The 25,971-nt window shown below is 51.5% G+C and carries 24 protein-coding genes and 2 riboswitches; of the genes, 10 read left to right on the forward strand and 14 right to left on the reverse strand.

Features of this window, described 5'->3' with window-relative positions:
• Nucleotides 1-186: 186 nt before the first annotated feature.
• Nucleotides 187-615, reverse strand: a complete 429-nt coding sequence (locus tag AEST_RS16410) for an Lrp/AsnC family transcriptional regulator (RefSeq protein ID WP_008610413.1) — start codon at nucleotides 613-615, stop codon at nucleotides 187-189.
• Between the two features lie 138 nt (nucleotides 616-753).
• Here AEST_RS16410 and astA point away from each other — a divergent pair, with 138 nt between their 5' ends.
• From astA to AEST_RS16445, 7 genes are all read left to right on the forward strand, one after another.
• Nucleotides 754-1,782 (forward strand): arginine N-succinyltransferase, encoded by a 1,029-nt coding sequence (gene astA / locus AEST_RS16415; RefSeq protein WP_008610416.1) that lies wholly within the window; start codon nucleotides 754-756, stop codon nucleotides 1,780-1,782.
• 67 nt (nucleotides 1,783-1,849) lie between these two features.
• Nucleotides 1,850-2,653: a DUF1338 domain-containing protein gene (locus tag AEST_RS16420; protein ID WP_008610417.1), complete on the forward strand. Its 804-nt coding sequence runs from the start codon at nucleotides 1,850-1,852 to the stop codon at nucleotides 2,651-2,653.
• Nucleotides 2,654-2,830: 177 nt separating this feature from the next.
• Nucleotides 2,831-3,382: a sugar O-acetyltransferase gene (locus AEST_RS16425; protein WP_008610418.1), complete on the forward strand. Its 552-nt coding sequence runs from the start codon at nucleotides 2,831-2,833 to the stop codon at nucleotides 3,380-3,382.
• A gap of 112 nt (nucleotides 3,383-3,494) precedes the next feature.
• On the forward strand, nucleotides 3,495-3,848 hold the full coding sequence (locus AEST_RS16430) for a DUF3718 domain-containing protein (RefSeq protein ID WP_008610419.1): 354 nt from the start codon (nucleotides 3,495-3,497) through the stop codon (nucleotides 3,846-3,848).
• A 136-nt stretch (nucleotides 3,849-3,984) separates the two neighbouring features.
• Nucleotides 3,985-5,472 (forward strand): FG-GAP repeat domain-containing protein, encoded by a 1,488-nt coding sequence (locus tag AEST_RS16435; protein ID WP_008610420.1) that lies wholly within the window; start codon nucleotides 3,985-3,987, stop codon nucleotides 5,470-5,472.
• 55 nt (nucleotides 5,473-5,527) lie between these two features.
• Nucleotides 5,528-5,899 carry a fluoride efflux transporter FluC gene (locus AEST_RS16440; RefSeq protein WP_008610422.1) on the forward strand — a complete coding sequence of 124 codons (372 nt, stop codon included), beginning with the start codon at nucleotides 5,528-5,530 and terminating at the stop codon, nucleotides 5,897-5,899.
• A complete protein-coding gene (locus AEST_RS16445) occupies nucleotides 5,893-6,276 on the forward strand; it encodes a fluoride efflux transporter FluC (protein WP_008610423.1) in 384 nt (127 codons plus the stop codon). Before AEST_RS16440 ends, AEST_RS16445 begins: the two co-directional genes overlap by 7 nt.
• A 47-nt stretch (nucleotides 6,277-6,323) precedes the next feature.
• Here AEST_RS16445 and AEST_RS16450 read toward each other — a convergent pair whose 3' ends face one another.
• From AEST_RS16450 to AEST_RS16460, 3 genes are all read right to left on the reverse strand, one after another.
• Nucleotides 6,324-9,491, reverse strand: a complete 3,168-nt coding sequence (locus tag AEST_RS16450; protein WP_008610424.1) for an amidohydrolase family protein — start codon at nucleotides 9,489-9,491, stop codon at nucleotides 6,324-6,326.
• 163 nt (nucleotides 9,492-9,654) lie between these two features.
• Nucleotides 9,655-10,026: a DUF3718 domain-containing protein gene (locus tag AEST_RS16455; protein WP_008610425.1), complete on the reverse strand. Its 372-nt coding sequence runs from the start codon at nucleotides 10,024-10,026 to the stop codon at nucleotides 9,655-9,657.
• Between the two features lie 106 nt (nucleotides 10,027-10,132).
• Nucleotides 10,133-10,216, reverse strand: a riboswitch (cyclic di-GMP riboswitch).
• 137 nt (nucleotides 10,217-10,353) lie between these two features.
• The gene (locus AEST_RS16460) at nucleotides 10,354-11,925 is read right to left on the reverse strand and encodes a transposase (protein ID WP_039925223.1); all 1,572 of its coding nucleotides are present in this window, start codon (nucleotides 11,923-11,925) and stop codon (nucleotides 10,354-10,356) included.
• A gap of 398 nt (nucleotides 11,926-12,323) precedes the next feature.
• On the opposite strand from AEST_RS16460, the gene AEST_RS16465 reads away from it, so the two are divergent.
• A complete protein-coding gene (locus tag AEST_RS16465; protein WP_008610426.1) occupies nucleotides 12,324-13,238 on the forward strand; it encodes a DUF3667 domain-containing protein in 915 nt (304 codons plus the stop codon).
• A gap of 7 nt (nucleotides 13,239-13,245) precedes the next feature.
• Here the strand turns inward: AEST_RS16465 and AEST_RS16470 are convergent, their stop codons facing one another.
• The 8 genes from AEST_RS16470 to AEST_RS16505 all read right to left on the reverse strand — a co-directional run bounded on the left by AEST_RS16470 (nucleotide 13,246) and on the right by AEST_RS16505 (nucleotide 21,915).
• Nucleotides 13,246-14,253: an ArsA family ATPase gene (locus AEST_RS16470; RefSeq protein WP_008610427.1), complete on the reverse strand. Its 1,008-nt coding sequence runs from the start codon at nucleotides 14,251-14,253 to the stop codon at nucleotides 13,246-13,248.
• Nucleotides 14,244-14,528 carry a cory-CC-star protein gene (locus AEST_RS16475; protein ID WP_008610429.1) on the reverse strand — a complete coding sequence of 95 codons (285 nt, stop codon included), beginning with the start codon at nucleotides 14,526-14,528 and terminating at the stop codon, nucleotides 14,244-14,246. Before AEST_RS16475 ends, AEST_RS16470 begins: the two co-directional genes overlap by 10 nt.
• Entirely contained in the window at nucleotides 14,525-16,201 is a 1,677-nt protein-coding gene (locus tag AEST_RS16480; protein ID WP_008610430.1) for a carbon starvation CstA family protein, read from the reverse strand. The genes AEST_RS16475 and AEST_RS16480 overlap by 4 nt, the downstream gene beginning before the upstream one ends.
• Before the next feature lie 126 nt (nucleotides 16,202-16,327).
• A complete protein-coding gene (locus AEST_RS16485) occupies nucleotides 16,328-16,702 on the reverse strand; it encodes a YdbL family probable chaperone protein (protein ID WP_008610431.1) in 375 nt (124 codons plus the stop codon).
• A 12-nt stretch (nucleotides 16,703-16,714) separates the two neighbouring features.
• A complete protein-coding gene (locus tag AEST_RS16490; RefSeq protein WP_008610433.1) occupies nucleotides 16,715-16,903 on the reverse strand; it encodes a YnbE family lipoprotein in 189 nt (62 codons plus the stop codon).
• On the reverse strand, nucleotides 16,900-19,458 hold the full coding sequence (locus AEST_RS16495) for an intermembrane phospholipid transport protein YdbH family protein (RefSeq protein ID WP_008610436.1): 2,559 nt from the start codon (nucleotides 19,456-19,458) through the stop codon (nucleotides 16,900-16,902). Before AEST_RS16495 ends, AEST_RS16490 begins: the two co-directional genes overlap by 4 nt.
• A gap of 107 nt (nucleotides 19,459-19,565) precedes the next feature.
• Nucleotides 19,566-21,257, reverse strand: a complete 1,692-nt coding sequence (locus tag AEST_RS16500; RefSeq protein WP_008610438.1) for a M28 family metallopeptidase — start codon at nucleotides 21,255-21,257, stop codon at nucleotides 19,566-19,568.
• Between the two features lie 61 nt (nucleotides 21,258-21,318).
• Entirely contained in the window at nucleotides 21,319-21,915 is a 597-nt protein-coding gene (locus tag AEST_RS16505) for a hypothetical protein (RefSeq protein ID WP_008610439.1), read from the reverse strand.
• Nucleotides 21,916-21,998: 83 nt separating this feature from the next.
• Here AEST_RS16505 and AEST_RS16510 point away from each other — a divergent pair, with 83 nt between their 5' ends.
• Both AEST_RS16510 and lysC read left to right on the forward strand, forming a co-directional pair.
• Entirely contained in the window at nucleotides 21,999-22,271 is a 273-nt protein-coding gene (locus AEST_RS16510) for a DUF3081 family protein (RefSeq protein ID WP_008610440.1), read from the forward strand.
• 218 nt (nucleotides 22,272-22,489) lie between these two features.
• Nucleotides 22,490-22,663: riboswitch (Lysine riboswitch) on the forward strand.
• Between the two features lie 92 nt (nucleotides 22,664-22,755).
• The gene (gene lysC / locus AEST_RS16515) at nucleotides 22,756-24,105 is read left to right on the forward strand and encodes a lysine-sensitive aspartokinase 3 (RefSeq protein WP_008610441.1); all 1,350 of its coding nucleotides are present in this window, start codon (nucleotides 22,756-22,758) and stop codon (nucleotides 24,103-24,105) included.
• An 87-nt stretch (nucleotides 24,106-24,192) separates the two neighbouring features.
• Here lysC and AEST_RS16520 read toward each other — a convergent pair whose 3' ends face one another.
• Both AEST_RS16520 and AEST_RS16525 read right to left on the reverse strand, forming a co-directional pair.
• Nucleotides 24,193-24,630, reverse strand: a complete 438-nt coding sequence (locus tag AEST_RS16520) for a hypothetical protein (RefSeq protein ID WP_008610442.1) — start codon at nucleotides 24,628-24,630, stop codon at nucleotides 24,193-24,195.
• On the reverse strand, nucleotides 24,630-25,868 hold the full coding sequence (locus AEST_RS16525; RefSeq protein ID WP_008951984.1) for a dicarboxylate/amino acid:cation symporter: 1,239 nt from the start codon (nucleotides 25,866-25,868) through the stop codon (nucleotides 24,630-24,632). The genes AEST_RS16520 and AEST_RS16525 overlap by 1 nt, the downstream gene beginning before the upstream one ends.
• Nucleotides 25,869-25,971 lie beyond the last annotated feature (103 nt).

Genomic DNA, 25,971 nt, shown 5'->3' on the forward strand with positions numbered 1-25,971 from the left:
AAATACCGTCCGGAGTGTAAGGACTAAAGTCGCGGAAATCATTAGGGTCAGCGGGGGCGCGCCCCGCATTAATAAGACCGGATATAGTGCCGCAGCCCATCCAAACTCAGCACACGTTAAAAACCCTTGCAAAGGAGGCGTTCATATAGTGCTGTGGATAGAAAAGTGCTGTGGATAAGTGCCTGATTAGCGGTGGAACTTAGTTTCCAGGATCACCGAGGAGGTGGTGCGTTCCACACCTTCCAGATTACCAATATCATCCAGCAGGTGACTAAGCTGCTCCGTTGTTTGCGCCTGGACTATGGCAATCAAGTCATACTCGCCGCTGATCGCATAGAGGGCGGCAATTTGTGGCATTTGCCGTAGCTCGACATTAGTACGGGCGGTGAGTTTTTGTTTGACCTTAATGCTGACGTGCGCCGATACCAGGTTGCTGAGGTAACTTTCCCCCAATTCAACGGTAAAGCCTTTAATGATGCCGTTATCCTGCAGCTTCTGTAGCCGGTTTTGTACTGTGGTGCGGGATAGCTGCAGCGCACGCGCCAGATCCGAAATACTGGCCCGGGCATCGCGCTGTAACAGTGCTAGCAGTTTTTCATCTTCTTTATTTAGCATAATGTCAAAATATCTTATCAGAATGCATTTATTATCGATTAAATTGCAAAAAATGCCACTGCAATCTGATTTTTTTGCCAACTATAATAGCCGACATCCGGACGGCATTGACCGTTGCTATTCTCAGGGCGCCTTTAAATGTTAGTGATCAGGCCTATTACCGCTGCCGATTTTCCCGCGTTAAAACGCATTGCCATTGAGTCCGGCCCGGGTTTTACCTCGTTACCTGATCATGATGAGCGGCTGGGGCAAAAAATTGCCCATGCTGAACATAGCTTTGCGGCACAGGTTAATCAGCCGGGCGATCAGGGCTATTTATTTGTGCTGGAAGACACCAGTAGCGGTGATATCGTAGGCACTACCGGCATCGAAGCGGCAGTTGGCTTACATACGCCGCTTTATCACTTTCAGCAAAATACCATTATTCATCATAGCGCCGAACTAAATGTCCTTAACCAGCTGAAAACTTTAACGCTATGTAATGATTACACCGGCGCGTCAGAAATTTGTACCTTGTTCCTGCGCGAAAGCTATCGTCGTAACCATGCCGGTCGCTTTTTATCGAAAGTACGTTTTCTGTTTATGGCAGAGCATCCGACACGTTTTGCCAGCAAGGTGATTGCTGAAATGCGGGGTGCGGCCGATGAAAACGGTATACCGCCGTTCTGGAACTGGTTACAAAAGCTGTTTTTAACCATCGATTTTCCCACCGCTGACAAGTTGATTGGTGTGGGGAAAAAGTCCTTTATCGCTGAGCTGATGCCACGGCACCCGATCTATGTTGACCTGTTGCCGCAACAAGCACAGCAGGTGATCGGTTTGGTGCATGAAAATACCAAGCCAGCGTTAAAAATGCTGGAAGCCGAGGGCTTCCGCCATCGCGGCTATGTGGATTTATTTGACGCCGGCCCCACTGTAGAAGCTCAACTAACCGATATCCGCTCTGTGGCGCAAAGCCGCAAAGTCGCGGTTAAGGTGCAAGAGGTGCAGGGTGAGTCGACTCTGGCAATTGCCAATACTGCAGTACGGCATTTCCGGGCCAGCTTTGGTAAAGGCGCGCATTACTGCCCGGAGCAACAACTCTTGCTGCTAAGCCCGGCTATGGCTGAGGTCTTGCAGTTGGAAAGCGGCGATTTCGCCCGTTTTATTAATCTGGATCAGCGTTAAACGCGGCCAGTACATTACACTACTACAGCTGATTATATTGAACTACTGAACCCGAAGCGGAGTTGCTATGCATACTGATGTAAAAGCGTTATTCGATAACTTATGGCAAGACTACCTGAGCGTCACCCCGTCGGCCAAAAAAGTGCACCAACTACTGGGTTCTTCGCAGCAAGATGATGTGATTAACGATCATATCGCGCTGCGCACCTTTAACCTGCCTAAAGTATCTTTAGACAAGCTGGCTGCCCACTTCCTGGCACTGGGTTATGAAGAGTGTGGTGAGTATCACTTTGAAGCAAAGAAACTCTACGCCAAGCATTTTGAGCACGCCGATCGCACCTTACCCAAGGTGTTTATCTCCGAATTGCTGCTGGAAAAATGTTCAGCTGAGTTAAAAGCCACCATTGAGCAGTTAGTGGCGCAGATCCCTGAGCAAGCGGTCATGGCAGATAATTTCCTGTACTCAGGTACCCACTGGCAAGTCAGCCAGGCGACCTATGAAAAACTGCTGGCAGAAAGTGAATATGCTGCCTGGGTTGCGGCCTGGGGTTATCGCGCTAATCACTTTACGGTAAGCGTCAATGATCTGCAGAACTTCGATAGCCTTGAGCAGGTGAATCAGGCACTGAAAGATGCCGGCTTCCTGCTGAATACGTCAGGTGGCGAGATCAAAGGTACGCCACAGGTGTATCTGGAACAGTCGTCGACGCTGGCGGATTTAGTTACCGTTAAGTTCAGCGATACCGAGGCGACCATTCCAAGCTGTTTCTATGAGTTTGCCCGTCGTTACCCCTTGGCGAATGGCTTGCTGTATACCGGTTTTGTGGCGGCATCGGCGGATAAGATCTTCGAAAGTACCAACGCCCGCTAAGCGAATATTTCAACCAAAGCTGAACTTTGCCCCGGTCCTTGTGCCGGGGCTTTTTTTCGCCCTCGCACTATCCTGACAGCAGCTGCAGCCTTTGCTCGTAGGTAAAACTTCCGCAATTTAGTGCTGTTCTGAGGTACCATTAGCTGATGCTCCTGATAAATCTGAACTATTGCCAAGATGACTGAATATCAAAAAATGCTAAGCGGTGCCTGGTATGATCCGCTGGACAAAAACTTGCGCGAGCTGCGGCTTGAGGCGCGAAAGTTGACGCAGCAGTTTAATAAAACCCAACCCGAGCAGCATAATGTTCGCCGTCGTTTGCAACAGGCGTTATTTGCGACAGTCGGCGAGCAGGTGTTTATTGAACCGCCATTTTACTGTGATTACGGCAAACACATTTCTTTTGGCGATCATGTTTTTCTGAATTTTAACTGTACCATCCTGGATGTTGCGCCAGTCACCTTTGGCCATCATGTGTTTGTTGGCCCTGCGGTGCAGATCTATACCGTTAATCATCCGCTCGATGCTGCAACCAGGCGCAGTGGTGTGGAGCAGGCACTGCCGGTACAGATTGCTAACGATGTCTGGATTGGTGGTGGTGCCATCCTTTGTCCCGGTGTCAGTATTGGTGAGGGGGCAGTGATTGCCGCCGGTGCGGTAGTGGTAAAAGACGTACCGGCCCGAGCTGTTGTTGGCGGTAACCCGGCCAGATTATTGAAACAGCTTTGATTGTTATTCAATCACTTAGCTCAAATGTCGGGGATAATTATGCCGCCAATACTGGCAATAACCTATAATGGCGTTATATTCAACTTGGTGTCATAACCCAACAGGACATAATATGAAAAAAATGCTTATCGCCACGGCTTTACTGTGCAGTACCAGTGCTCTGGCCAATGATGCAATTTCCGCCTCGCTTTGTGGCTTCGTAGCCGAAGATAATCGTAATCAGGTACGCAAGGTACTGGCAGATAATAAGTTAAATCTGCGTAATATCTACAGTGGTGTGCGTTGCAATAACGAAAGTTTGTTACAACTGGCGATCCGCCGCGATGCCCTGGATACCGGTACCTTTATTGTCAAACAAATGCCGGCAAAGGTTTTGGCTGATGCCAATTATGAGGCCTGGGCAACCGCGAATGGCTTTGCTGACAATCCGCTGGTTAATATTATCAAGGCGCGTTTAGGCGAATAACGCTGGCGCCTTTTCAGCGCTGCTTGTCGTAACTAAGCCCCGCAATGCGGGGCTTTATTTTGTTAAGGCACTGAACTTTTTCAAACTTTTTTCTGACGAAAGCCGTACTGGAATAGAGTTAATCAGGGAATCCCGTATGTTGAAGCAGAGTTTGCGTTGGGCACGCTATCTGGTGCTGCCATTGTTGTTGGTCGCGCCATCCTTGTTGGCCTTTCCGCTGGAAAAAATTACCGTGCCTTTGGGGCATCCGGCTAACGGCAGCCTGGTGCATTTACCGGGACAGCAACAGCTGTGGGTTTCTGGCTTTAGCCAATATGAGCGCTGGCTGACTCAGGTCGATTTAAACTCGTATCAAACCCGTAGTATCGAAGTACCGCCGCAGGCACAGTATTTTAGCCGCGGCAAACTGGCTGGCTATCAGGATGAGCAACTGTTGTTGCTGACGACCGATGGCATTTTGCAGCTGGAGCAGCAGGACGGCCGCTTTAACTGGCGCAAGCTGCTGCAGAGCGAGTCAATGTTTCGGGTGGTTGATGCGGTGCGGTTACGCGAACGGCAGTTTACTGTGGATCTTGGCTCTGGCCTGAGTGATATTTTACTGCCGGATTTTCAGTTTTATCACCTGTACCGGCAGCAAGCGGACGGTAGCTTCCGCCACTTTGCGTTACCTGTTAGCGCCCGGGTGCAAACCTGGAATAATAACCGCGCCGACTACAGTGGTCGCCGCTTTTATACCTTGGATGTTAACCTGGACGGCATGACGGATCTTCTCTTTGTGCAGGGCGCTCAGGTGCAGGTTTTTTTACAGCAGGCAGACGGTAGCTTTAGTACCGAGCCCTGGCAACCGGGTTGGCCGCTGGAGTTATCAACTGAGCAACAAGCCGACCAGCGTTCAGATGCCGGACGTAGCTATAGCGGGCAGCGGATTGTCAGTTTGGAGGAGATCACGGATCTCGACGGCGATGGCTTGCCGGACCTGGTGCTGCGGGTCGAGCAAATTGCTGATGCATTGGAACGCAGTGCGCGTTTTCTGGTGTATTTTGCCAGCGCGACCGAGCAGGGGCTAAGCTTCAGTGCGGCGCCGGATACCGAGATTGCGGTTGATTCGGTCCCGACCGAAGTAGTGATTGCCGATTTTAACGGCGATGGTCGTAAAGATTTTTATATTCCAACCACTAAGATTGGTGTCGGCACCATTGTGCGGGTGTTATTGCGTGGCAGCGCTAATCTGGATGTGGATTTCTATCTGTTATCTGCAGACAGGCGTTATCCTGCGAAAGCTAACTTCCGGCAACAGGCAAAAATTGAGGTCAGTATCAGTAACCTGCGTTTTGATATGCCGCTATTCGAGCTGATGGATCTGGCCGGTGATGGCCGTAAACATCTGGTGATGGGGGAAGCGGGCACTGAGTTGCGCTTTTTTGCGCCGGATCGCAGTCGCCTGTTTAGCCGCAACAGCGACAAGGTGCAGTTAACCTTGCCGCGCGATGCCAGTCGGGTCAGAGTGTTTGATCTGAATGCTGATGGCAAAGCCGATTTGGTGCTGCCTTATGATAGTCTCGATGCCGAAGGGCAGCGCAATCAACTGGTGTTGCTATTAACGCCGGTACAAAACACAGACTAAACTTGACGTTAGCGCTGGCGCTGGTCAAGATAGGTTTTTTTCAAAGGAGTTGCCGGTGCTGTATCTGGCGATGCTGCTGGCCGCTGCTGTAGGCGGCGTGTGCCGCTTTTTATTATCCAATCTGCTTGCGGCCTATTGGACCAAGCCTTTCCCGCTGCCAACCCTAGTGGTAAATCTGAGTGGCGCCTTTCTGTTTGGCCTGTTATGGGCCGGTAAAGATCTGCAGCAGCTGAGTCAGGCGCAATGGCAGATCCTGGCATTAGCAGCCCTGGGCAGTTTTACCACTGTCTCTTCGTTAAGTTTACAAACTGTGATCTTGTGGCGCAGTCGCGCTTTGCGCCAGGCGCTGCTTTATCCTGGCATTAGCGTCGGCGGTGGCCTGTTGCTGTTGCTATTTGGTAGCTGGTGCGGGCAGCAGTTATGGTAAAGCTGAAAGATACGGCGGCGGTCGCCTTGGGAGCGGGTCTGGGATCGGCCTGTCGCCTTAGTCTTGGCGCCTGGGTCGGGGTAACAGTATGGCCCTTTGCAACGTTAATGGTTAATTTACTGGGCTCCTTGCTAATTGGCTGGTTAGCGATCGTCAGTCAGCCCGGTGGTCGTTATCCGATGCCAGCCTGGCAGCAACAATTCTGGCTGACCGGCTTTTGTGGTGGTTTTACCACGTTTTCCTTGTTTAGTTTCGAGCTGTTGCAGCTATATAGTGCCGCCAGTTACGGCGCAGCCGGCAGCTATCTGCTGCTGACTGTTATCGGCGGCTGTTGCTGTTGTTATCTCGGGATGCTCCTGGCTCAGCGGCCAGAATAAGCTCGCCGGCGGCATTGCTGCCACCGGCTATCCCACGGTCAACCTGATTAATGCGCTTCAAAGTAGAAGGGTTGGCGTTGCCGCTCACGCAGGCCTATCTCGTGCATGGTTTCGGCATCGAACAGCCGGCCATTGACCATCGTATAAATCACCTGATCGCTGACCCGGATATCCTGCAACGGATCGCCATTAATCACAATTAAATCAGCCAGTTTACCCACTTCAATACTGCCCAGCTGATGGTCCATACCAAAGGTGATCGCCGGGTTCAGGGTGGCGGTTCGCAGCGCTTCCAGTGCGGTCATGCCACCCTGGGCAAACATCCAGATCTCCCAGTGCGCTCCCAGACCTTCGCGCTGACCATGGGCGCCGATATTCGCGACAACACCAACCTCCTTCAGCTCATTCGCGGTTTTTACCACATTAAAGTGATTGTAGTGATGCTCGGGAGCGGTGGGCCGGCGCATACTACGGGGTGCCAATTGATCCATAGGTACATAGCGGCTCAGGCGGGGATGTTTCCACACCTCGGTTTTGTCATACCAGTAGTTTTCACCCCAGATACCACCGTAGGCCACGTTCAGCGTGGGGGTATAGGCGGTGCCGCTGGCCTGCCACAGCTGCTTGATATCCTGATACACTCTGGCTGCCGGCAGCGCATGTTCAATGGTGGTGTGACCATCCACGATCATCGTCAGGTTATGCTGCATCAGAGAGCCGCCCTCCGGCACGACCATCATATTCAGCTCGCGCGCGGCCTGGATCACCTGCTGCCGTTGGTTGCGCCGCGGCTGGTTATAGCTCTTGACGCTAAAGGCGCCCACTTTTTGTAACCGGGTTAAGTGAAACCTGGCATCGTCCAGACTATCGATATGTGAAGTATAGCCGGCACCTTCGGCACCGTAGAGGATGGTGCCAGTGGAGAAAATCCGTGGTCCGACAATCTGACCACTACGCTGTAGCTCGCTGGCACTAAAGATTTCGCGGGTATCATTCGAGGGATCGTGAATACTGGTCACCCCGAACGTCAGGGCCGCATAGTTTTGCCAGTTTTGCTGTGGGGTAATTTGTTGCACGCCCTGACTGCCATGCGCATGGGCATCGAACAGGCCAGGCATCAGGGTTTTACCGCTAATATCAAACACCCTGGCGTCTTTGGGAATAGCGATCTCGTCGCGGCTGCCAACGGCGCTAATCTTGTTATCGCGGACCAATACCACCGCATCCTGTAATACCTTATCACCCTGCATGGTGATAACCTGACCACCGACAAAAGCGACGCTACCACGTGGTATGTCAACGGGCGCCGAAAAGCCTAACTGGGTGATTTTGGGCTCCGGGCTTTTCGCTGCCGACAGATCGAACAAGCCACTGACCTGCTGCTGGTAAAGCTCTGGCCCCAGGCTCCAGTACAGGCTGCTGCTATCACCGGCCCAGCTAATGTACTCGCCGGCACGCACCGACAGCTGTTTAACCGGAAATTGCTTATCGTTGGCGGCAATTTCAATTGGCCGGCCGCGTTCGACAAAGGGGGTGACAAAGACTTTAAAGCGATCGGCAAAAGCCAGATATTTACCATCCGGCGACAGCTTAAATTCGGTACCAAACTTGGCACTGTACAGGGTTTGTTGCGTATGTTTGGTCAAATCAATACTGATCAATCTGGGGGCGCTGCCAAAGTCCATCGCATAGACCTTGTCATTACCGGCGCCAAACATCGGAGCGCGGCCATTGCGGGCAATCAGCTCAGCTTCGCCGCCACGGTTACTGACTTTATACAGACCGGTATTCATTGACCATTGTTTTGGCAGCAGGCTGCCGGCACCAATTTTACGGTATACCACGGTGCGGCCATCCGGACTAAAGGTAGGTTCAATAAACTTACCAGGCTCGGTGGTTAGCTTGGTCACCCGGTTATTGCGTAAATTCAGAATATTGACTGCACCCTGTGTCTGATCATTCCAACTGACATAGACCAGCTCACGGCCATCGCGCGAGAACTGCGGATAGAATTCAAAATCGGTAGTTTGCCGGGTCAAACGCCGCGGTCTGGGATTGTTCAGTTCGGTGATATACAAATGGCCCAGAGCAGTAAAGACGGCTTGTTTACCATCCGGTGAAACCTGAACAAAGCGCAACATCTTAGTATCAAACTGTGACTGATCCAGATCCTGTTTTACTCTGAGCGCGGTTTGGATCTGTTTACTGGTATTGACGCTAAACGGAATAGTGCTGACGCTTTTATCGCTGAGTCGCAGCGTTTTAATCTCGCCACCGGCCCAGAACACTAACTGCTGATTATCGGGTGTCCAGCTTAGGGTAGGGTAAACGCCGTGAATAGCCCAGGTTTCCTGCATATCACGGTCCAGACCATCGTACAGTTTAATATGCTCGCCACTGGTTAAATCATATAAAAACAAGGTACTTTGGAAATCGACCCGCCGGATATAGGCCAGATATTTACCGTCCGGAGATGGGGTCGGACGAATGGCACCACCAGCACCGGCCAGTAATACCTCAATATTGCCGGTTGCGCGCTCAAAGCGCTTAATAGCGTAGATACCGCTTTCTGAATCCTGACTGTAATGAAAGGTTTTACCCGGCGTATCGTCCTGCGAAAAATAGATATATTGGCCATCAGGTGAAAACGCCGGTTCGCCAAGATCTTTCTGATCGTTCGGCCGCTCTGTCAGCATCACACCGTTGCCACCACTGATATGGTATTGCCAGACTTCACCGGCACCCAGAGAACGACTGGCAGTAAAGTGCTTACGGGCGACAATAAACTGACCGTCCGGACTCCAGGCTGGACTATTTAACAGACGAAAGCTTTCTTTGGTGACGGCTCTGGGTTCGCTGCCATCGGGGCGCATGATCCAAATATTGTCGCCGCCATCGCGATCAGAGGTAAAGGCAATATATTTGCCATCCGGACTAAATACCGGCTGCATATTCCAGGCGATATCATTGGTCAGGGCAGTCGCGGCTCCGCCGCTGATCGGCATGCTATAGATGTCACCCAGCAAATCAAAAACGATGGTTTTACCATCCGGGCTTACACTGACATTCATCCAGCTACCTTGCTGGACCTGAATATCAACCTGGCTAAATTCTCCCTGCGGCGCATTAACCTGCCAATCGGTGGCCGGGGTGTCGGCCTGTAACGGTAAACTGGCCAGGGCGAGTGCCAGCAGGCTGGGCTTAAAATAAAGCATGGCTGATCCTTAATCTTATTATTCTGTTAACGAGAATAGCAGAGTGGCATAAAGCGATCATAAAGTTAAGGTAGCGGGGCGGGTGATGCGGCAAAAGTATCGTCTGGAGGGACAGAAATAAAAACGGCACCCAAGGTGCCGTTATTTAAGCAAGATGCCAGACTTAGCCGCCAGCACGGGCTTGCAGAGACTCGATTACCGGTGAGCTACCAAAGCCATTACTTTGCGCCCATTCGATATCGCCTGAGGCTGCAACCTGACTACCGGGTAACTGCTTAATAATAAAGTCGGCGGTATCGTTAGCACCGCTTTTAATCGCGAAACGAACTAAGGTTAAACCGTCGCACTGAATACCTGAGTAAACGTTGCTCAGACGTAAACGGTTATCAGACAGGGTTTTACGCAGGGCGTTGCGGTTATCAGCGGCAACATAAGAACAAATTGACTGTGCCAGTTGATCGTTTGCGGCAACAGGAGAACTGACGAAAGCTGTAGCAGCAATGGCAGCAGCAAGGGTTAACAGTTTACATTTCATAACAAACTCCTAGGTTGTACCTTACGATCAGGCTTAAGTATAGTTTTAATACCAGCGAAAGACACAATCGACATCCGGAGTCGCAGCATATCAGACCAGTTTCGGTCATGGCAGCCCGGCTATCGTAGGTTTCCCCTTAGATCCGCAGCTTTGCGTGTGCACCCTTTCGGATGCCGTGCCTTTCGTTGGGGCGCATTTTAAGGAATGCTGAAATTATACGCAAGAAAATATTACTGCCAAACACGTTGAACAGTGTGCTAATTGCGATAAAGTCGCGGAAGCTTGTGATCTAAAAGTGATTTACTAGAGCACCATATAGTTTAAAAACTAAGCAGCCATGGCCATGCTAATATGTAAATTGGTGATGGCTGCTGTGCGGTTGAGATCATATTCGTTTAATCTTAATCCAATGTATCTTGCCCTGTGTTTTTTCCGGTTACAAATAGATGCAAGTGCATGTTCTACTTTGGTTCTTTCCCTTGCTTGAGCACGACCTTCTGGTGTCTCAACGAACCTTCTTAGACCTTGTAACATCTCTTCATTGACATGTAATGTTAGTGTTTTGCCTGTTTTTGAATCTGTGCATTGTGGTTTCAACGCACATTTATCACAGCGCTCTTTACCAAATCGAATCTGAGTCGGCGTTGCACGACTAAATCCGGCACTATGCCCTGCGGGACAGACCGCACGGCGGTTAAGTAAATCTATTTCAAACTCCTTTTTACTGAACTTCCCTTTATTGGTCGACGTCCAGGGTTTAGCTATTACCTTATGACCAAGATGAAACAATTCCACTGTCCACGACGCGGCTAGATAACCACGGTCAATGCTGAGCTCCTTAACTTCTCCCACCTTTAGTACCTTAGGTTTGAGCCATTCTGCCGCTTTATGTTCCGGTTCATTAGCTGGCCGCACACAAGTGGCAAGTATCAGCTTCGTGTCTATATCAACGGCTATATGCTGTTTAAAACCATTGATTGTTCGGGAGCTGGACTTTTTACCATGTCGCATTGCTCCATCATGAAGCGATATAAGTCTGTCTTCTGCAACACCTTGCTTTATCCTGCTTCCACCATCAGGATCGGGCTCAATATTTTGAGATAGCACCGTGTCCAGCAAGGTCAAACAGGCTTGGAGCTCCTTATGCTCGGACACCAAGGGAGCCTGTGTACTAAGCCACTGCTGAAGCTGTAACACATCCTTGAGTAAGGTATTGATAGCGTTCTGTTTCTCCGCTGCAACTGACCAGTCAATGTCCAGCGCCGCTTTTATACTACTTTTCCCGACCAATTGTGTGCCGGCTTCAAGCTGGATTTGCTCTTCTGTCGTCATGCGGATCTTTGCTGCGCAACTGACCAAGAGTTCTAATGCGTGGCCCACCAGATTGAAGGTATCTTCAACACGCCCTGCGCCTTGTAATGGCGCGGAATCAAGGGCAATCCGAAGTTGTGTGTGACCAAAGCCCCCAAATTCTCTGGCGATATTCACCGTATGCTCTAATAGCACTTCATCCATATTGTGCCTGACCAGACGATGCCGGAAATCACACAATGTTCCTTGAGAAAAAGGGGCGATTTCATCATCAAGTGAGAGACAATTAAGAACCATGCGCCATCGCACATCAAACATGGCTTCAAGCGTGGCTGCCGCATCGGATTTTTGTTCATAACACTGCAGCAATGAGGCCATCGCAAGTAATGCCGCAGGCACAGGAGGTTTACCGATCGGATGGTCAGCATACAAGGTTAGCAATTGTTGCTCCATTTGAGCGTCAAAAATTCGATGGCGCTGCTCACGAAGAAACACAAATAATTTGCCGGAGTTCTTAAGTTTAGAGCAGATAAACTTCTCTTTTTTTGACAGTTCTACCGGGCAATCCCACTGACGTGATGAGGACATAATCAAATACTCTGAATGAAACAATTTGCGCATTTGATCATAGAGACGTTACAAAGTCGATCCCTGTATAATTTTTAAACTGATCGGTGTTCTAGGGCGTGTTGACGTTTGCTGCTTGTTTTTGCAGCCGTTTGGCTGGTGTTTATACAAGGCAGAGCTTGTGATGTGTAGTTATTCTACATGAACAAGCGATAACGCAGTAGAAACACCAGCCAAACGCTGCCCGAAGGGTTCGCGCTGGCGACGCTTTGCTCTTTGTCACTCGTCACTTATTTAGAATGACTAAACTGCGTTCCTCGTTTCGCGACCAAAGCGCCGCCAGTGCGAACAAAATCTAAGCAGTAAACGTCAACACGCCCTTAGCTGCTATTCAATTTTTCATTAATGTTGCTGAAATTATGCCGGAACAAGGATGTTGTGATAACTGTGCGCAACCTTTGCAGGGGGCGTTTTGCCACCACTGTGGCCAGGAAAAAAAGAGTTATATCCGTAATCTGAGCGGGGTACTTACTGAGTTTTTTGGTGAGTTCAGTAACTGGGATAGCCGGTTGTGGCGAACCTTGTTGCCATTGTGGTTCTGGCCGGGCTATCTGAGTAAACGTTATTTAAATGGCCACCGGGTACCCTATGTGCCGCCACTGCGGCTGTATTTATTTACTTCAGTGCTGACCTTTCTGCTGTTTTCATCGTTATTTTCCAACAGTGTGGTGGTAAACCAGCCGCAAGATGCACAGAGTGTGGCGCAGCAACAACAGGTGATGGCCGACGTTAAACAACAGCTGGTAGAGCAGGGTGTTTGGCAGGAGGACCATGATTTGGAACTATTCCGTCTGCCGTTTCTGACGTTAGCGCAACAGCAAGCCTATAACGAAAAGATGCAACAACTGGCCAATCAGCCTAAGCTGGCGATTAATAAGTTTTTTTCATTAGCACCGCAGATGATGCTGTTGTTCTTGCCGTTGTTTGCGTTAATGCTAAAGCTGCTTTACTGGCGTTCCGGTCGCTTTTATATGGAGCACCTGATTGTCGCCTTACACAGCCATAGCTTTATTTTGCATATGCTGGCGGCAATAGTCTTGTTACAACTGGCCGCTGACTATAGCAGCTGGGCCGTGTTAACGACAATCTGTAACAAGCTGATCTGGTTGTTACTGTGCTGGATCCCGCTGTATTTGTTTTTGTTCCAAAAGATCTACTATCAGCAGGGCTGGGCAAAAACCCTGCTGAAATATGTTCTGACAATTACCATCTATAACAGTATGGCGCTGCTTGGTTTTATCAGCCTGCTGGTATTAAGTGTGTTATGGGCCTGAAGGATAGTCAAAGCCCAGCGGCTGCCAGTAGGGTGGCCATGCGGCTTAAGGCGTCAATACCCTGAATATCGGTGGCTTGTAACGGCACTTTATAACGGCGCAACTGACTAAATTGTTGCTCGATTTGCGCCAGATGCTGCTGTTCCTGTAAACGACGCTGCGCCAGAAACTCACCATCAGCATGCGCTGGCAGGATGCGGTTCACCACCAGACCTGCCAGCGGTAATTTTTCATCCAACAGCGTTTTTACTGCGCGGCCAGTCTCCAGAATAGGCAATTTTTCCGGCGTTAATACGAAAAGTAATGCACTACGTTGTTTATCCAGCAGTAATTCGCGGGTGCGTTGTAACAGACGTTGCCGGCTTAATAAAGTTTCGGTAATGGCTTTATTACGTTCATCCATGCCGGCAGTGGCATGTTCAGCCGGATCTGCCAGTGGATTGGTGATATCGCGGCCGCCTTTAGGTGTCAGATGCCCTAGTACTTCGCCCAGCTTGGCGGAACGTTGATTGGCATTCAGTAAACCCTGAGTCCAGGCCGCCATGGCTTCGGGTAAGCTAAGTAATCTAAGCGTGTGGCCGGTTGGGGCTGTATCAAAGATCACTAAATCATAGTCGGTCAGGCCAAGCTCAATGGTATGCGCAATCCGCTCCAGCATTGCCGCTTCCTGTGCGCCAGGCGATTGACGGGTAAGCCGCATCTGTCGCTCAATCTCGCTAAACATCTCTGGCCGGGTAAAGCGCTTTAACTGCGCAGTCACTTTCGCCAGATGTTGCTCGACTTCCCGATCCGGGTCCAGTTCCAGGCCGTCCAAATTAGGGGCCAGGCGGGTGATTCGGTCACCAAAAGGCTCGCGGCCAAAGGCATCGGCCAGGCTATGCGCCGGATCGGTCGAGACCAACAACACCTTTTTGCCACGTTCACTGGCCAATACGGCCAGCGCAGAGGACACCGTGGTTTTGCCAACCCCACCTTTACCGCCGACCAGCAGGACTTTTTTATCGGTTAACAGCATTTAAAATTATCCAGTGGCGAGTGTTCCATACCCATCCGCAGATGCCAGTCATGGAAGCGCTCCAATAACAAAGGTTGCAGCTCCAGCGTGTAATAACTGGCGGGATTGGGCACACCCATCATTTCAGAGAAGATCAGTAACATAAAGAGGTCATCCTGCTTCCGCTGCGCCCGGGCGATCGCCGAGCGGTAGGGGGCATTGTAAACCTCCTCGACGTAGAAGTTGGCCTGGCGGAACCAGGCCTTAAGGTTGTCGAGCTTTAAATCCAGTTTCATGCTTTCGCTGTTTTGTTGGCTTTGATCTGTTTAGTCAGGGTTGAGCCTGACTCCAGGATCACCAGTATCGCGGCTACCAGGATAATAATATCCAGCGTAAACAGGAACCAGTCGCCTTTATCATAGAAGGCTTTTAACTGGATTAACAAGCCCAGGGTAGTCATGGTAAGCAGAAACATCAGTGGTGCTAGCGTGTACCACATCGGACGTCCCAGCTTGACCAGCATCACAGTGATCACCAACAGGGTCAGACCGGCCAGTAACTGGTTAGTGGTACCGAATAAAGGCCAAATCAGCATACCGCCTGAGCCGTCGCCACCGGCACCAAAGGCCAGCAGTAAACAGCTACCTACAGCCAGCAGTGTAGCGGGGGCAGCTTTTTGCATCCAACTGATATTGTAGATGCTACCCCATTCCTGGAAGATATAGCGCTGTAAGCGCAGACCAGTATCCATAGTGGTACCGGCAAACAGCACGACCATTACCGTCAACAGCGTTTGCGCCAGCACCATGTCTAAACCGATACCGTCCTGTAAAATATTTGCACCGCCACGGATAAAGGCGCCGACGCCACCCTGACCGAAGCTGTGATAAATTGCCTGCCAATCTGCCAGGGTCGCGAAACCAGCGGTTGCGGCAATAATGGCAGCCAGAGCTAATGAACCTTCACCAATAGCGCCGAAGTAGCCAACGAAACGCACATCCGGCTCTTTATCCAGTTGCTTGGACGTGGTGCCGCTGGAAACCAGGCCATGGAAACCGGAAATGGCACCACAAGCAATAGTGACAAACAGCAGCGGGATCAGAGACGGCGTACCTTCCGGTACCTCGGTGTTAAACGCAGGCGCGACAATATCCGGGCTGGCGAAAATAACCGCTGCATACAGCAGACCCAGACCGATAAAGAGTTGAATACCGTTAATATAATCCCGTGGCTGCAGTAGGGCCCAAACCGGTAACAGCGAGGCAATGGCAGCATAGACAAATAACAGGATAATCCAGCTCTGACGGTCATTCAGGCCAAACATCACTTCAGTGGGTAAGGCCAACGGGAACATCGGACCGGCATAAATCATGGCATAGAGTGCGACGACACCGATGATTGTCACCATCAGCAGGCCAATTAATTTACGATAAATCAGCTGGCCGATAATCAGCGCGACCACTATCGCCCCCCAAACCGGCACCGTAGCACTGGGGAAGCTAATTAGCTGGTTGGCGATTACGACGGCAAATACCGCGTTGACCATCAGCAGCACCAGGAAGATCACAATCATAAAAATGCTGCGGGCACGGTTGCCAACGATATCGCCGGTTAAAGCGCCAATCGACTTAGCTTTATTGCGGCTACTGGCCCAGATAGCACCGGCATCGTGTACACCGGCAAAGAAGATAGTACCAAATACCACCCACAGGAATGCCGGCACCCAACCCCAGATCACGGCGATAGCCGGGCCGATAATCGGTGCTGCACCGGCAACAGAGGTAAAATGGTGACCCCACAGGATATATTTATTGGTGGGTACATAGTCCACGCCATCCTGCATTTCATGCGCTGGCGTACGGAAATTCGGATCGACTTTAAAGATTTTTTCGCAGATAAACTTTGAATAGACGAAATAGCCAAGTGCCATGGCACCCAGGCCCATTAACATCAAGAAAATAGCATTCATGCTACTACCTCTTAGTGGGTTTAAGACCAACTAAGCATGGTACAGCATAAGCGACAGGGCAAATATGCGACTAAAGTCGAATGCCCGGCAGGATTTTTCTGCCGGGAGTTTGATCTGGCGCAAAAATCAGCGTTTTTGGATCCAGTTGCCATCCAGCAGTATAAAGTGACCACGCACGGTGCGCTCTATCGCTTTTTGACCGGCCATCGCTTCGACATCACTGACCGCAATATTATTTTCACGGGCCAGCCGGTTATACTCAGCGCGGCGGGCATCGTTAATCAGCTTGACCAGCAGCTCTGTATCAGTGCCAGCCTGTACCACGCCCAGATAGCCATTCGGTTGCTCGCCAACCAGGCCCTGCGCCTTAGCATTAGGCAGTGCCGCCATCGCCTGTTGCAAATTCATCGCCAGTACTGGCAAGCTAAAGGCCAGCAGCAGGCTGAGGAAGAGTAACCGGCTGTGTTGCAACGCTCTCGTTATTAACTTATGCATTTGCATCTTCAGGTTTCCTTAAAATAGGCCACTGGCATCGCTAAACAACTCATCTAGTTGCTTGTCGACCTTGATAAAAATCTCATGCTGAATTTTTACATTCAGGTTGATGTTGATCGGTTCATTGGCCAGTGCAACCTCAACTCTTGGGGTGCAGGCTGTGGCCAGTCCCAGTAGTATCAGCGCTGGCAGCGCTTGCCTCTTCATGGTTTGTCTCCTGCCGCCTTGCGGGCTGCCTGTTGTTGTTGAATATACTGTTGCACTCTTTTAGTCAGGGTATCATTAAGTTTACTTGCCAGCTGCAGGCTGGCCAGCATCGCTGGTAAATCCTCTTCCAGGGTGATATTCAGGTTGATAGCGCGACCTTGCTGTACTGCTGGATTATAGCCCTGAAGTTTTAACGCCAGCTGAAGCCGGCCGCTACCACTGTAACTGACCTCAGATTGTAACTCACTGAAATGAAAATCATCCAGTGCTTCAAAAACCAGCTTCATGCCGGGGTTGTTGCTGGCGGCTGCCGCTGGATTTTTGTATTGCAGCCAGCCACCGGGTTGCTCGGCCGCCAGCACGCCGGCGGCAACTTCAAATTGCTGTTGCTGCCAGCGTAGCGGAATTTCACCGCTGATTTTACCGCGGGCTTTTACTTCAGTGCTTGGGTGTTGGCGCAGCAGTTCCGTCAGATCGAGCTGATTCAGTTGCAGCACCACCTGTTGCTCGTCTGCTGCCAACTGAAACTGCTGCGGACGGATTTGCACTTTGCCGAGTAAAAAATCGGTTTCAAACTGTTGCAGGCTGAGCGTGCCGGCGCCAGGTGCCGTCAAACTTGCCTGATAGTCGGCTGCGGCCAGCAGCGGGCCCAGCTCAATACCGTGATTTAATTGCGCAATTCTCAGCTGCGGTAAGTGCAGCTGTAGCGAGTCCGCGTCGCTTTGCGCGGTTAAACGGGCGGTTAGACCATTAAACAGGGTACGATCGTAAAGCCCGGCTAGCTCGCGTAATTCTGCTTGCAGCTGCAACCGCGGTCGTTGCGCTGTGACCGCCAGCTCGCCGGACGCCAGGATCCGGCCGCGCTGCAGGCTTAATAGCTCAGGCCAATCTTTCAGCGTCGCTGCTAATGGATTGCCGGCCAGTAAAAAAATATCGGCTAATTGCCAGTGCAGTTGCAGTTGCGGTGTGGCGCTAATAAAAGCAGCCTGTGCTTGCAGTTGAGCACTTAAGCCGGCGCTATTTTCCAGCTTGCCGTTAAGCGCCAGATTATTGCTGTTACCACTGAACGTGCTTTCCCACTGCCAGTCCTGTCGCTGTAATAAGGGATGAACGAGTTGTCCCAGCTTTACGCTAAGCTGACTGTTCAGATTAAGCGGCGTGTTGTTGCCATGCTGACTCAGGTTGAGTTCACTGGCACTAAGCTCAAGCTGGCTTTGGATATCGGCGTAATCCAGCTGACTGTGCAGACTGAGAGGTGTCAGGTTGCGAAGCTGCCAGTTATCGGTTTGCCATAGCAGACTGAAGCGTCCTTTAAGCGCTGTGCCGGCTAACTTTAGCTCAGGCGAGGGCGTGAATTGTGCCAGTGCCACAGCCAGCTCCGCCTCCGGTACACTTAATTTAAGCTCAGGACTTAAACTAAGCTCTGCGGTAAGCTGCGCATCAAGTGCCAGCGGTGCAGCAGCGCTTAGCGTCAATTGCAGCGGAAGTGACGCCAGGCTGGCGGAGTCGCCTGAGGTGTTTAGCCTGATATACAGCGGTGCAGCCGTTTCTGGCAGGGCAGCCTGCAGCGCCGGTGGCAGATAATGACTCAGCTGGAGATCGCCACTGAGCTGCCAATTCTCGATTTCACCCTGCGTAATAGCCAGCGCAAGCCCGGCCTCGCCCTGGACTGTGCCAAATGGCAGGGCAAAGGCACTTGGCGCTCTTAACAGGGCGTTGACCTGTGCATCTTGCAGCGGTATTCCGCTATTGCGCTGTAGCTGTTGTGGTAATTGCCAGTTTGCATTCACAAAAAATTGTAGCGGCTGGGTAAACTCGGCCAACCATTCTGCCGGAGGTAACAATTGCCAGCTGGCCAGCCAGTTTTGTAGCTCAGTTGGTAGTGGCGAGATGGCCAGTGCCAGTTCAGTGTTCGCCTGACGTTCGCTATCGAGTTGTTGTTTCAGACTAAGGGCCAGCACCTCGGGATATAGCAGTGTAGCCTGCAGTGCTTGCTGGTTGTCTTGCTGTTGATACTGCACATCGAGCCGCAGCGCCTGAGCGAGCTCTGGTGAGCTGGCCTGTACCTGCAGCAAATACTGTTCGTTGTCCGTATTACTGAGCGATGCGGCTGCACTGACTTCACATTGTAGCGCCGGGCAGGGTAGCAGCAGTTGGATATCTGGCAGGGTGATCTGCTTTGGTAACCAGGCAGGTAGCCGCCAATCTGTATTCAGACTAAACGGGTGTTCAGGCGGTGTTGCGGGGCTAGCCGGGGCAAACAGCTGTAAGCGGGTTTCAGCGATATGGACACTTTCAGCCTGTACCCGGAAAAAAGCGGGCCAGGACCAGCTGAGCTGCACATCCTGCAGCTGAAGTGTCGCGGGCTGGGGGGCGTCGAGTCGAAAGCTAAGTTCAGACAGATGCAGCTGATGCAGCGATACCTTCTGGAGCTGGAAAGACAGATCTCGCACGCCGGCTTTATCCAGTTGCCATTGCAGATAGGCGAACGCCAGTACCGCCAGCAGCGGTAACCCTAATAGCAATAGCAAAACGGATTTTAGCAGACGACGCATAGTAACTCCCTGACAGAGGCGTCTTTAGACTTTAGGCAATGCTAACTGAATCTGCTCTGAACTGATAGCAAAGCAGCTTGCGCTGCTTTGCCTGCTGGATAAAGGTGTTATTGCCGGGCAGCCGCTGAGGCGTCACGGATGGCGCGGAACTCATTGCCCTGATACCAGTTTGGCCAATGCCGGCTGTTTGCCAGTTCATGACCGACCCGGAAATACAGGAACAGGTCCTGCTGTGCACCGCGCAGATCCCAGTTGTCGTCCCATTCGTCAGTGACTTTATGGTAACAACAGCTGTTAAATTCGGCCCGCTGTTTGGCGCCCCACTCAGCGCCATGCTGGTAATGATCATTACCGCCTTTGGCATACAGAATAGGCACGCCTTTTTTCGACAGGCTAAAGTGATCAGAGCGGTAAGCAATACCGGCTTCCGGATTGGGCTCTTTTACCGCATAGCGGCCTTGCTGTTCGGTATATTTGACCAGGATTTCCTCTAAATCGGTATTGCCCAGACCAACCACCACCATATCTTTCATTGGGCCGTACACATTCATCACATCCATATTAATGGCGGCGACGGTTTTCTCCAGTGGGAATACCGGGTTTTCGGCATACCAGGCCGAGCCGAGTAAACCACGCTCTTCTGCTGTCACCAACATAAAGACCACCGAACGCTCAGGCTGCGGTTGCTGGGCAAAGTACTCAGCCAGCGCAATGACTGCACCGGTGCCACTGGCATTATCCTGGGCACCATTAAATACTTTGTTGGTTGGATTGGAGAAATCCATGCCCAGGTGATCCCAATGCGCCATATACAGAATGTACTCATCCGGATATTTGCTGCCTTCGATATAGCCAATCACGTTGCTGGACTGCAGCTCGCGCAGATTATTTTCAACACTGATTGACGCCTTAACGTTTAACGGCACAGGTTTAAATTCGCCAGACAACGCCTGTTTACGCAAGGTCTCAATATCGCTGCCAATATTGGCAAACAGTTTTTGCGCCGTTTCGGTGGTTACCCAACCCTCAACCTTGGCACGGTCCATATTTTTGTTTTCTTTGATTAAATCAAATTTTACCGGTGAACCATGGGCGACGACGCCCCAGCCATAGCTGGCAGCGTCAGTTTCATGGATAATTAACGCCATCGCCGCGCCCTGACGGGCCGCTTCTTCAAATTTATAGGTCCAGCGACCGTAGTAGGTCATGGCGTTGCCATTAAACAGCTCAGGGTTCTGGGTGGCAAAGCCCGGATCGTTGACAAACATCACTACGGTTTTGCCGGCGACATCCAGGCCTTCGTAATCGTTCCAGTTATATTCCGGCGCCACTATGCCGTAACCGACAAATACCATCTCACTGTCAGTAACACTGATATTTTCCGTTACCCGGGTGGTCCAGGCAAACATGTCGTCCCGGTATGCAAGACTGGCAGGCAGAGCCTCACCACCACCGCTCAAGGTCATGGCAGAAACCTGTTTCGGATCGATCTGTACCAGGGATACCGGCTGCTTGTAGCTGTCAGCATCGATACCCTTTAAGCCGATCCGCTTAAAGTTTTCTTCCAGATAAGCGACGGTCAGCTCTTCGCCCTTGGTGGCGGGCGCCCGGCCCTGGAATTTATCATCAGACAGGGTTTTAATATATTCCGCCAGCTTGGGGTTAAAGTCGGTATCGACCAGCTCCGCGACGGTAGGTTGCACGGCCTTGGTTGGCGGCTCTGCCGGTTTGCCACAGGCCGACAGCGCAACAGCTGCAGATACAGCAAGCAGCAGTGCAGGGTGTTTCAGGTTCAACATCGGTTTTTCCTTGGTGTTGTGTGATGTTAAAAAGCGCTGGCATTAGCCAGCGCCGGGTAACTTAGTCGGCATAGCCCCAGGGCGTTGGCGGCAGTGCGACCGGCTTGGTCAGGTCAAAGTCTACCCGAAATTCGCGGCCTTCGCGCACCAGACGGTAACTGAATTGTTGCGGATGGATAAACATCTGCCAGGTATTGCCAATGGATTGTGGGATGCCACGGGCGGCAAATAACTCTTTTGAGTACTGGTCGGCCGGAAAGGATTGCGCTGTTGGCCAGCCGGCATCGACGGTATGGCCGCCATACATGGTTTGGTCATCGTGCGAACCATCTTTATTACGGTGATCATGCTTTAATGACAAGCCAGAACCGGTTTTGGTGATAATCCAGGTGCGGGAGTGGTTATCGCCAACGTGAAAAGGGATCTGTAATTCAGTGTCAGTACAGCGGCGTACATGCATAATCAGTGCGCCTTCGAAACCCGGTGCCGGTGGGTTATCCACCGCCAGCTTGCCAGCAAAGGCCTGACCGCATAAGGCTTTTAAGTTATTAAAAAAGGCATCATGGGTGGGAATTGACACCAGCGGCGCTGGTTGCACAATGTTAGCCTGAGCAGAGCAGGCTGTGGCCAGGGCGGCCAAAAGCAGGGTTTTTTTCATGTTATTCTCCTTGATTAGGGGCCAAACTATACCGCGGATGCGTATTGGGTTCAAACCGCAACGACCGACTCAGGACCATGACCATGCAAAATGAGATAGATGGAAAGTTTTTACTTAATCTGTATGCCAAGATTGAAAAGTACGGCCAGCCCCAGCAAACGGTACATGGCGCCGGCTTTGTGTTGGATGGTATTAGCGTCAGCCAGGGCTTTGACGGTTATGAAGCCTATTTCTCGGATGGCGTAGTGCAGCTGACGCTGGGTTTTCATAATAAATGGCACGCCGACGCGACAGATGAGCAGCAGATGGAGCGCTTTTTAGCGCGTTTACAACAGATCCAAAAGCAGTATGCCTAGGTTGAGCCAGGCCCTTACCAAAGATAAAGGTAAAGGCGCCAACCTTTTTGCTTGTATTGTCGCCTGTTGTTAACCCTGCTGGCGCCAGGATACAAATTATTTACTGATTACACTTGACGGCACCCAAAATAAAAGGCATCTTTACGTTTAGATGGCTAAAAGGCCGTTTGCTTTTAGTTGCAGAACGCGTTAAAGTACGCACCGTCAATCGTATTCGATAGACCAGAAGAGGCGCGCTAGCCAGGTATTCTATGTCAGAGCACTATCACTCGTAGCATAGAAGAGGGGGTTTAGCGCCGAGGGTAAGCAACAGATAGTGGTTGTGCACCCGGTTGCTAAGGCTGAATCCTTAGGACTGTCACCTGATGTTTTGGTGGAGAGCTTCTGGCCTTTGTTAGTTACAGCAACGGTCTGTTTCATTTCTCGTTTTGCTCGTTAGCAAATGCCATGCTCTGCTTATCTGTTTTGTTAAGGAGAGACCCCCGTGTCCAAACTCATTATTGCCAAATTTGGTGGTACCAGCGTAGCTGATTTCGAAGCGATGTCGCGCTGTGCTGATATTATTCTTGCCAACGAGCATATCCGTGTCGTGGTAGTCAGTGCCAGCTCTGGCGTGACCAACCTGCTGGTGGATATAACCAAGACTACCGAGGTACAGCAGCGCTACGATGCTTACGCCGGTATTGAACAGATCACGCTCAAAGTATTAAACCGCTTGCAGCAGCCGCACGCCGTTGCCGCTCAGATTGAGCTGCTACTGGGCGAGTTAAAAGCCCTGATTGAAAACGGTGGCGCAGTTTATAGTAGTGCCCACAAAGACTTAATCCAGTCTTTTGGTGAACGCTTAAGTTCGGTACTGTTTGCTCAGGTTCTCACCGAACGCGGTGAGGCAGCGCTGTGTTTTGACGTGCGCCGGGTGATGCGCACCGATAGCCGCTTTGGTAAGGCGGAGCCGCAAATCGACGCTCTGGCTGACTTAGCCGCGGTGCATCTGGCACCGCTGTTACAGGAGCAGCGGATCGTGACTCAGGGCTTTATTGGTGCCGACGAGTTTGAACAAACGACAACGCTGGGGCGTGGCGGCTCTGATTATAGCGCCGCATTGCTGGCCGAAGCCTTGCAGGCTGTCACGGTACAGATCTGGACCGATGTGGTTGGCATCTTTACAACGGATCCGCGCCTAACTGCAGAGGCTCGTTGTATCCCGGAAATCAGCTTTGATGAGGCGGCTGAAATGGCGACCTTTGGTGCCAAGGTGCTGCATCCGGCAACCTTGTTACCGGCGATGCGGCAGAATATCGCGGTCTTTGTCGGCTCCAGCCGGGAGCCGGAAGCGGGGGGCACCTGGATCGCGAAAGAGGTACAGCAGAGGCCGCCGTATCGCGCGATAGCGCTGCGTAAATCACAAACCTTAATTACGGTAAAAAGCCCGGCAATGCTGCATGCGCCCGGTTTTTTGACCCGGGTGTTTGATACGCTGAGCCGGCATCAGATCTCAGTGGATCTGGTTACGACCTCTGAAATCAGCGTGGCACTCACCTTAGATCAGGGCGGCATGACCAGTGCTTTTAGCAACAATCTGGAGCCGGCTCTGGATGAGCTCAGAACCTTTTGTGAAGTCAGTGTGGAAACCGGCCTGAGTCTGGTCGCGGTTATTGGCAATCATTTACACAGCAGCAAAGGGGTGTCGGGTGAGCTGTTCAGTACGCTGGAACGCATTAATATGCGGCTGATTTGCCATGGTGCCTCAAAACATAACCTGTGTTTTCTGGTCCAGGACAGCGATGGGCCGGGTGTGGTGAAACAACTGCATCAGCGCTTATTTGCCGCTTGATAACTTAGCCGCAAATAAAGATAGCGCCGGCGCAAGTGCCGGCGCTGTTATTTTGTTTGGTGCGGTTATTGAATTTGGTGCAGTTATTTAGTTTGCTGCAAATGCCAAGGTCGCGTGCAGCTCACCTTTAACGCAAAGCCTGTTACCTTGTTCCAGCGCAATCGGCGCGCTAAACCAGACCATAAGCGGCGTCAGTTCTGTCTCAAGTTGCAGCAGGGCACTGTCGGCGCTGAGCTGCCCGGCCACCTGGCCTTGCAGCCAGACTTCAGGTAACGCCGCCAGTGGCTGGTACAGCGCTGCGGCGTCCTCAGGTAAGCTTTCAGTCGCAGCAAGTTCAGCCTGCCACAAACTCAGAGTTAACAGCACCGGCAGTTGCTGTTCTTGTTGCTGTTGCAGCTGGTCCAGCTCAGTTTCATCAGCGTCGATGATCAGGCTATACAGGCCGGGGTAGCTGCTGTTTCGCAGCACGGCGGCGGCCTGATACGGCAGGCGGCTTAGCGACTTAATGCCAACACTAATTCTCATCAGGCTGGCTCTGCGGAATTGGTGGCTGCATCGTCCGTTTCCAGCAAGCCTTCTTGCTGGCCAATCACTCTGGCCACCATCAGATCGCCGGTGACATTGGTGGCGGTGCGCATCATATCGACAATCCGATCGACAGCTGCAATAAAGGCAATGCCTTCCAGTGGCAGACCGACCACACTCAGCGTCACAGTCAGCATCACCATTGCGGTACCCGGCACGCCGGCAGTACCAACCGACGCCAGGGTTGCGGTACCGGCAATCAGCAGGTAGTCGGTGGTTTGTAACGGGATCCCATACAGATGGGCAATAAAGATCGCGGCAATGGCCGGGAAAATACCGCCACAACCATCCATATTGATGGTTGCGCCCAGCGGCAGTACAAAGCTGGCGTAATTTTTGGATACTTTCAAATCTTCGGTTGCGACTTTAAAGCTCACTGGTAAGGTGCCATAACTGCTGGCACTGCTGTACGCGACCAGCTGCGCCGGTAATACCGCCTTAAAAAAGGCGCGCCAGCCCATACCGCCGTATAGCTTGACCAAACCACCGTAAACGATGGCCATATGCAGCAGACAGGCCAGATAGATAGCGACAATAAACTTGGTTAGTGGCAGCAGGGTGGCTAAACCAAAGCTCCCGACAGCCCAGGCCATCAGACCGAAGACGCCAAAGGGAGTCAGTTGCAGTACCATCCGGGTAATGGCGTACATAATCTCGGCACCGGCATTAACCAGTTTTTTCATCGGTTCGGCTTTTTCGCCCACCTGATTGATGGCAATACCAAACAGCACCGCAAATACGATGATCTGTAATACCTTGGCTTCCGCCAGTGCCTCTACCGGGTTCGTGGGGATCAGGCTGGTGATTACTTCAGATACCGGCGGGATCACCCGCTCGCGTACTTCAACCGCGGTCAGTTGCAGATCTGAGCCCCATTGCATCAGGCTACCCACTGTCAGGCCAATTAAGCTGGCGACCAAGGCCGTTGCCAGAAATAAGGCAACAGTTTTTAGTGCCAGCCGCTGCATCTTGTGCTGATCGGCTAACGAGGTAATGCTATTGATCAGTGCAAAAAACACCAGCGGCACGACCAGCATCCGGATGGCGTTGATAAACAGCGTTCCCAGCGGTTTAAACAGCGTAGCCTGCTCGCCCAGGGCGACGCCGGCCAGTACACCCAACACCAGCGCTCCTAATACCCGTTGCCAGAAAGGGATCGCAAACCAGAATTTAAACATCATTGACCTCAAGTCAGCTAAAAACGACACAGTATAAAATGAAAAACGACACAGTATAAAATGAAAAACGGCCCTAACAAGGCCGTTTTGCTCTAAGTTATAA

Source organism: Alishewanella aestuarii B11 (assembly GCF_000280055.1).
Lineage (GTDB): Bacteria > Pseudomonadota > Gammaproteobacteria > Enterobacterales > Alteromonadaceae > Alishewanella > Alishewanella aestuarii.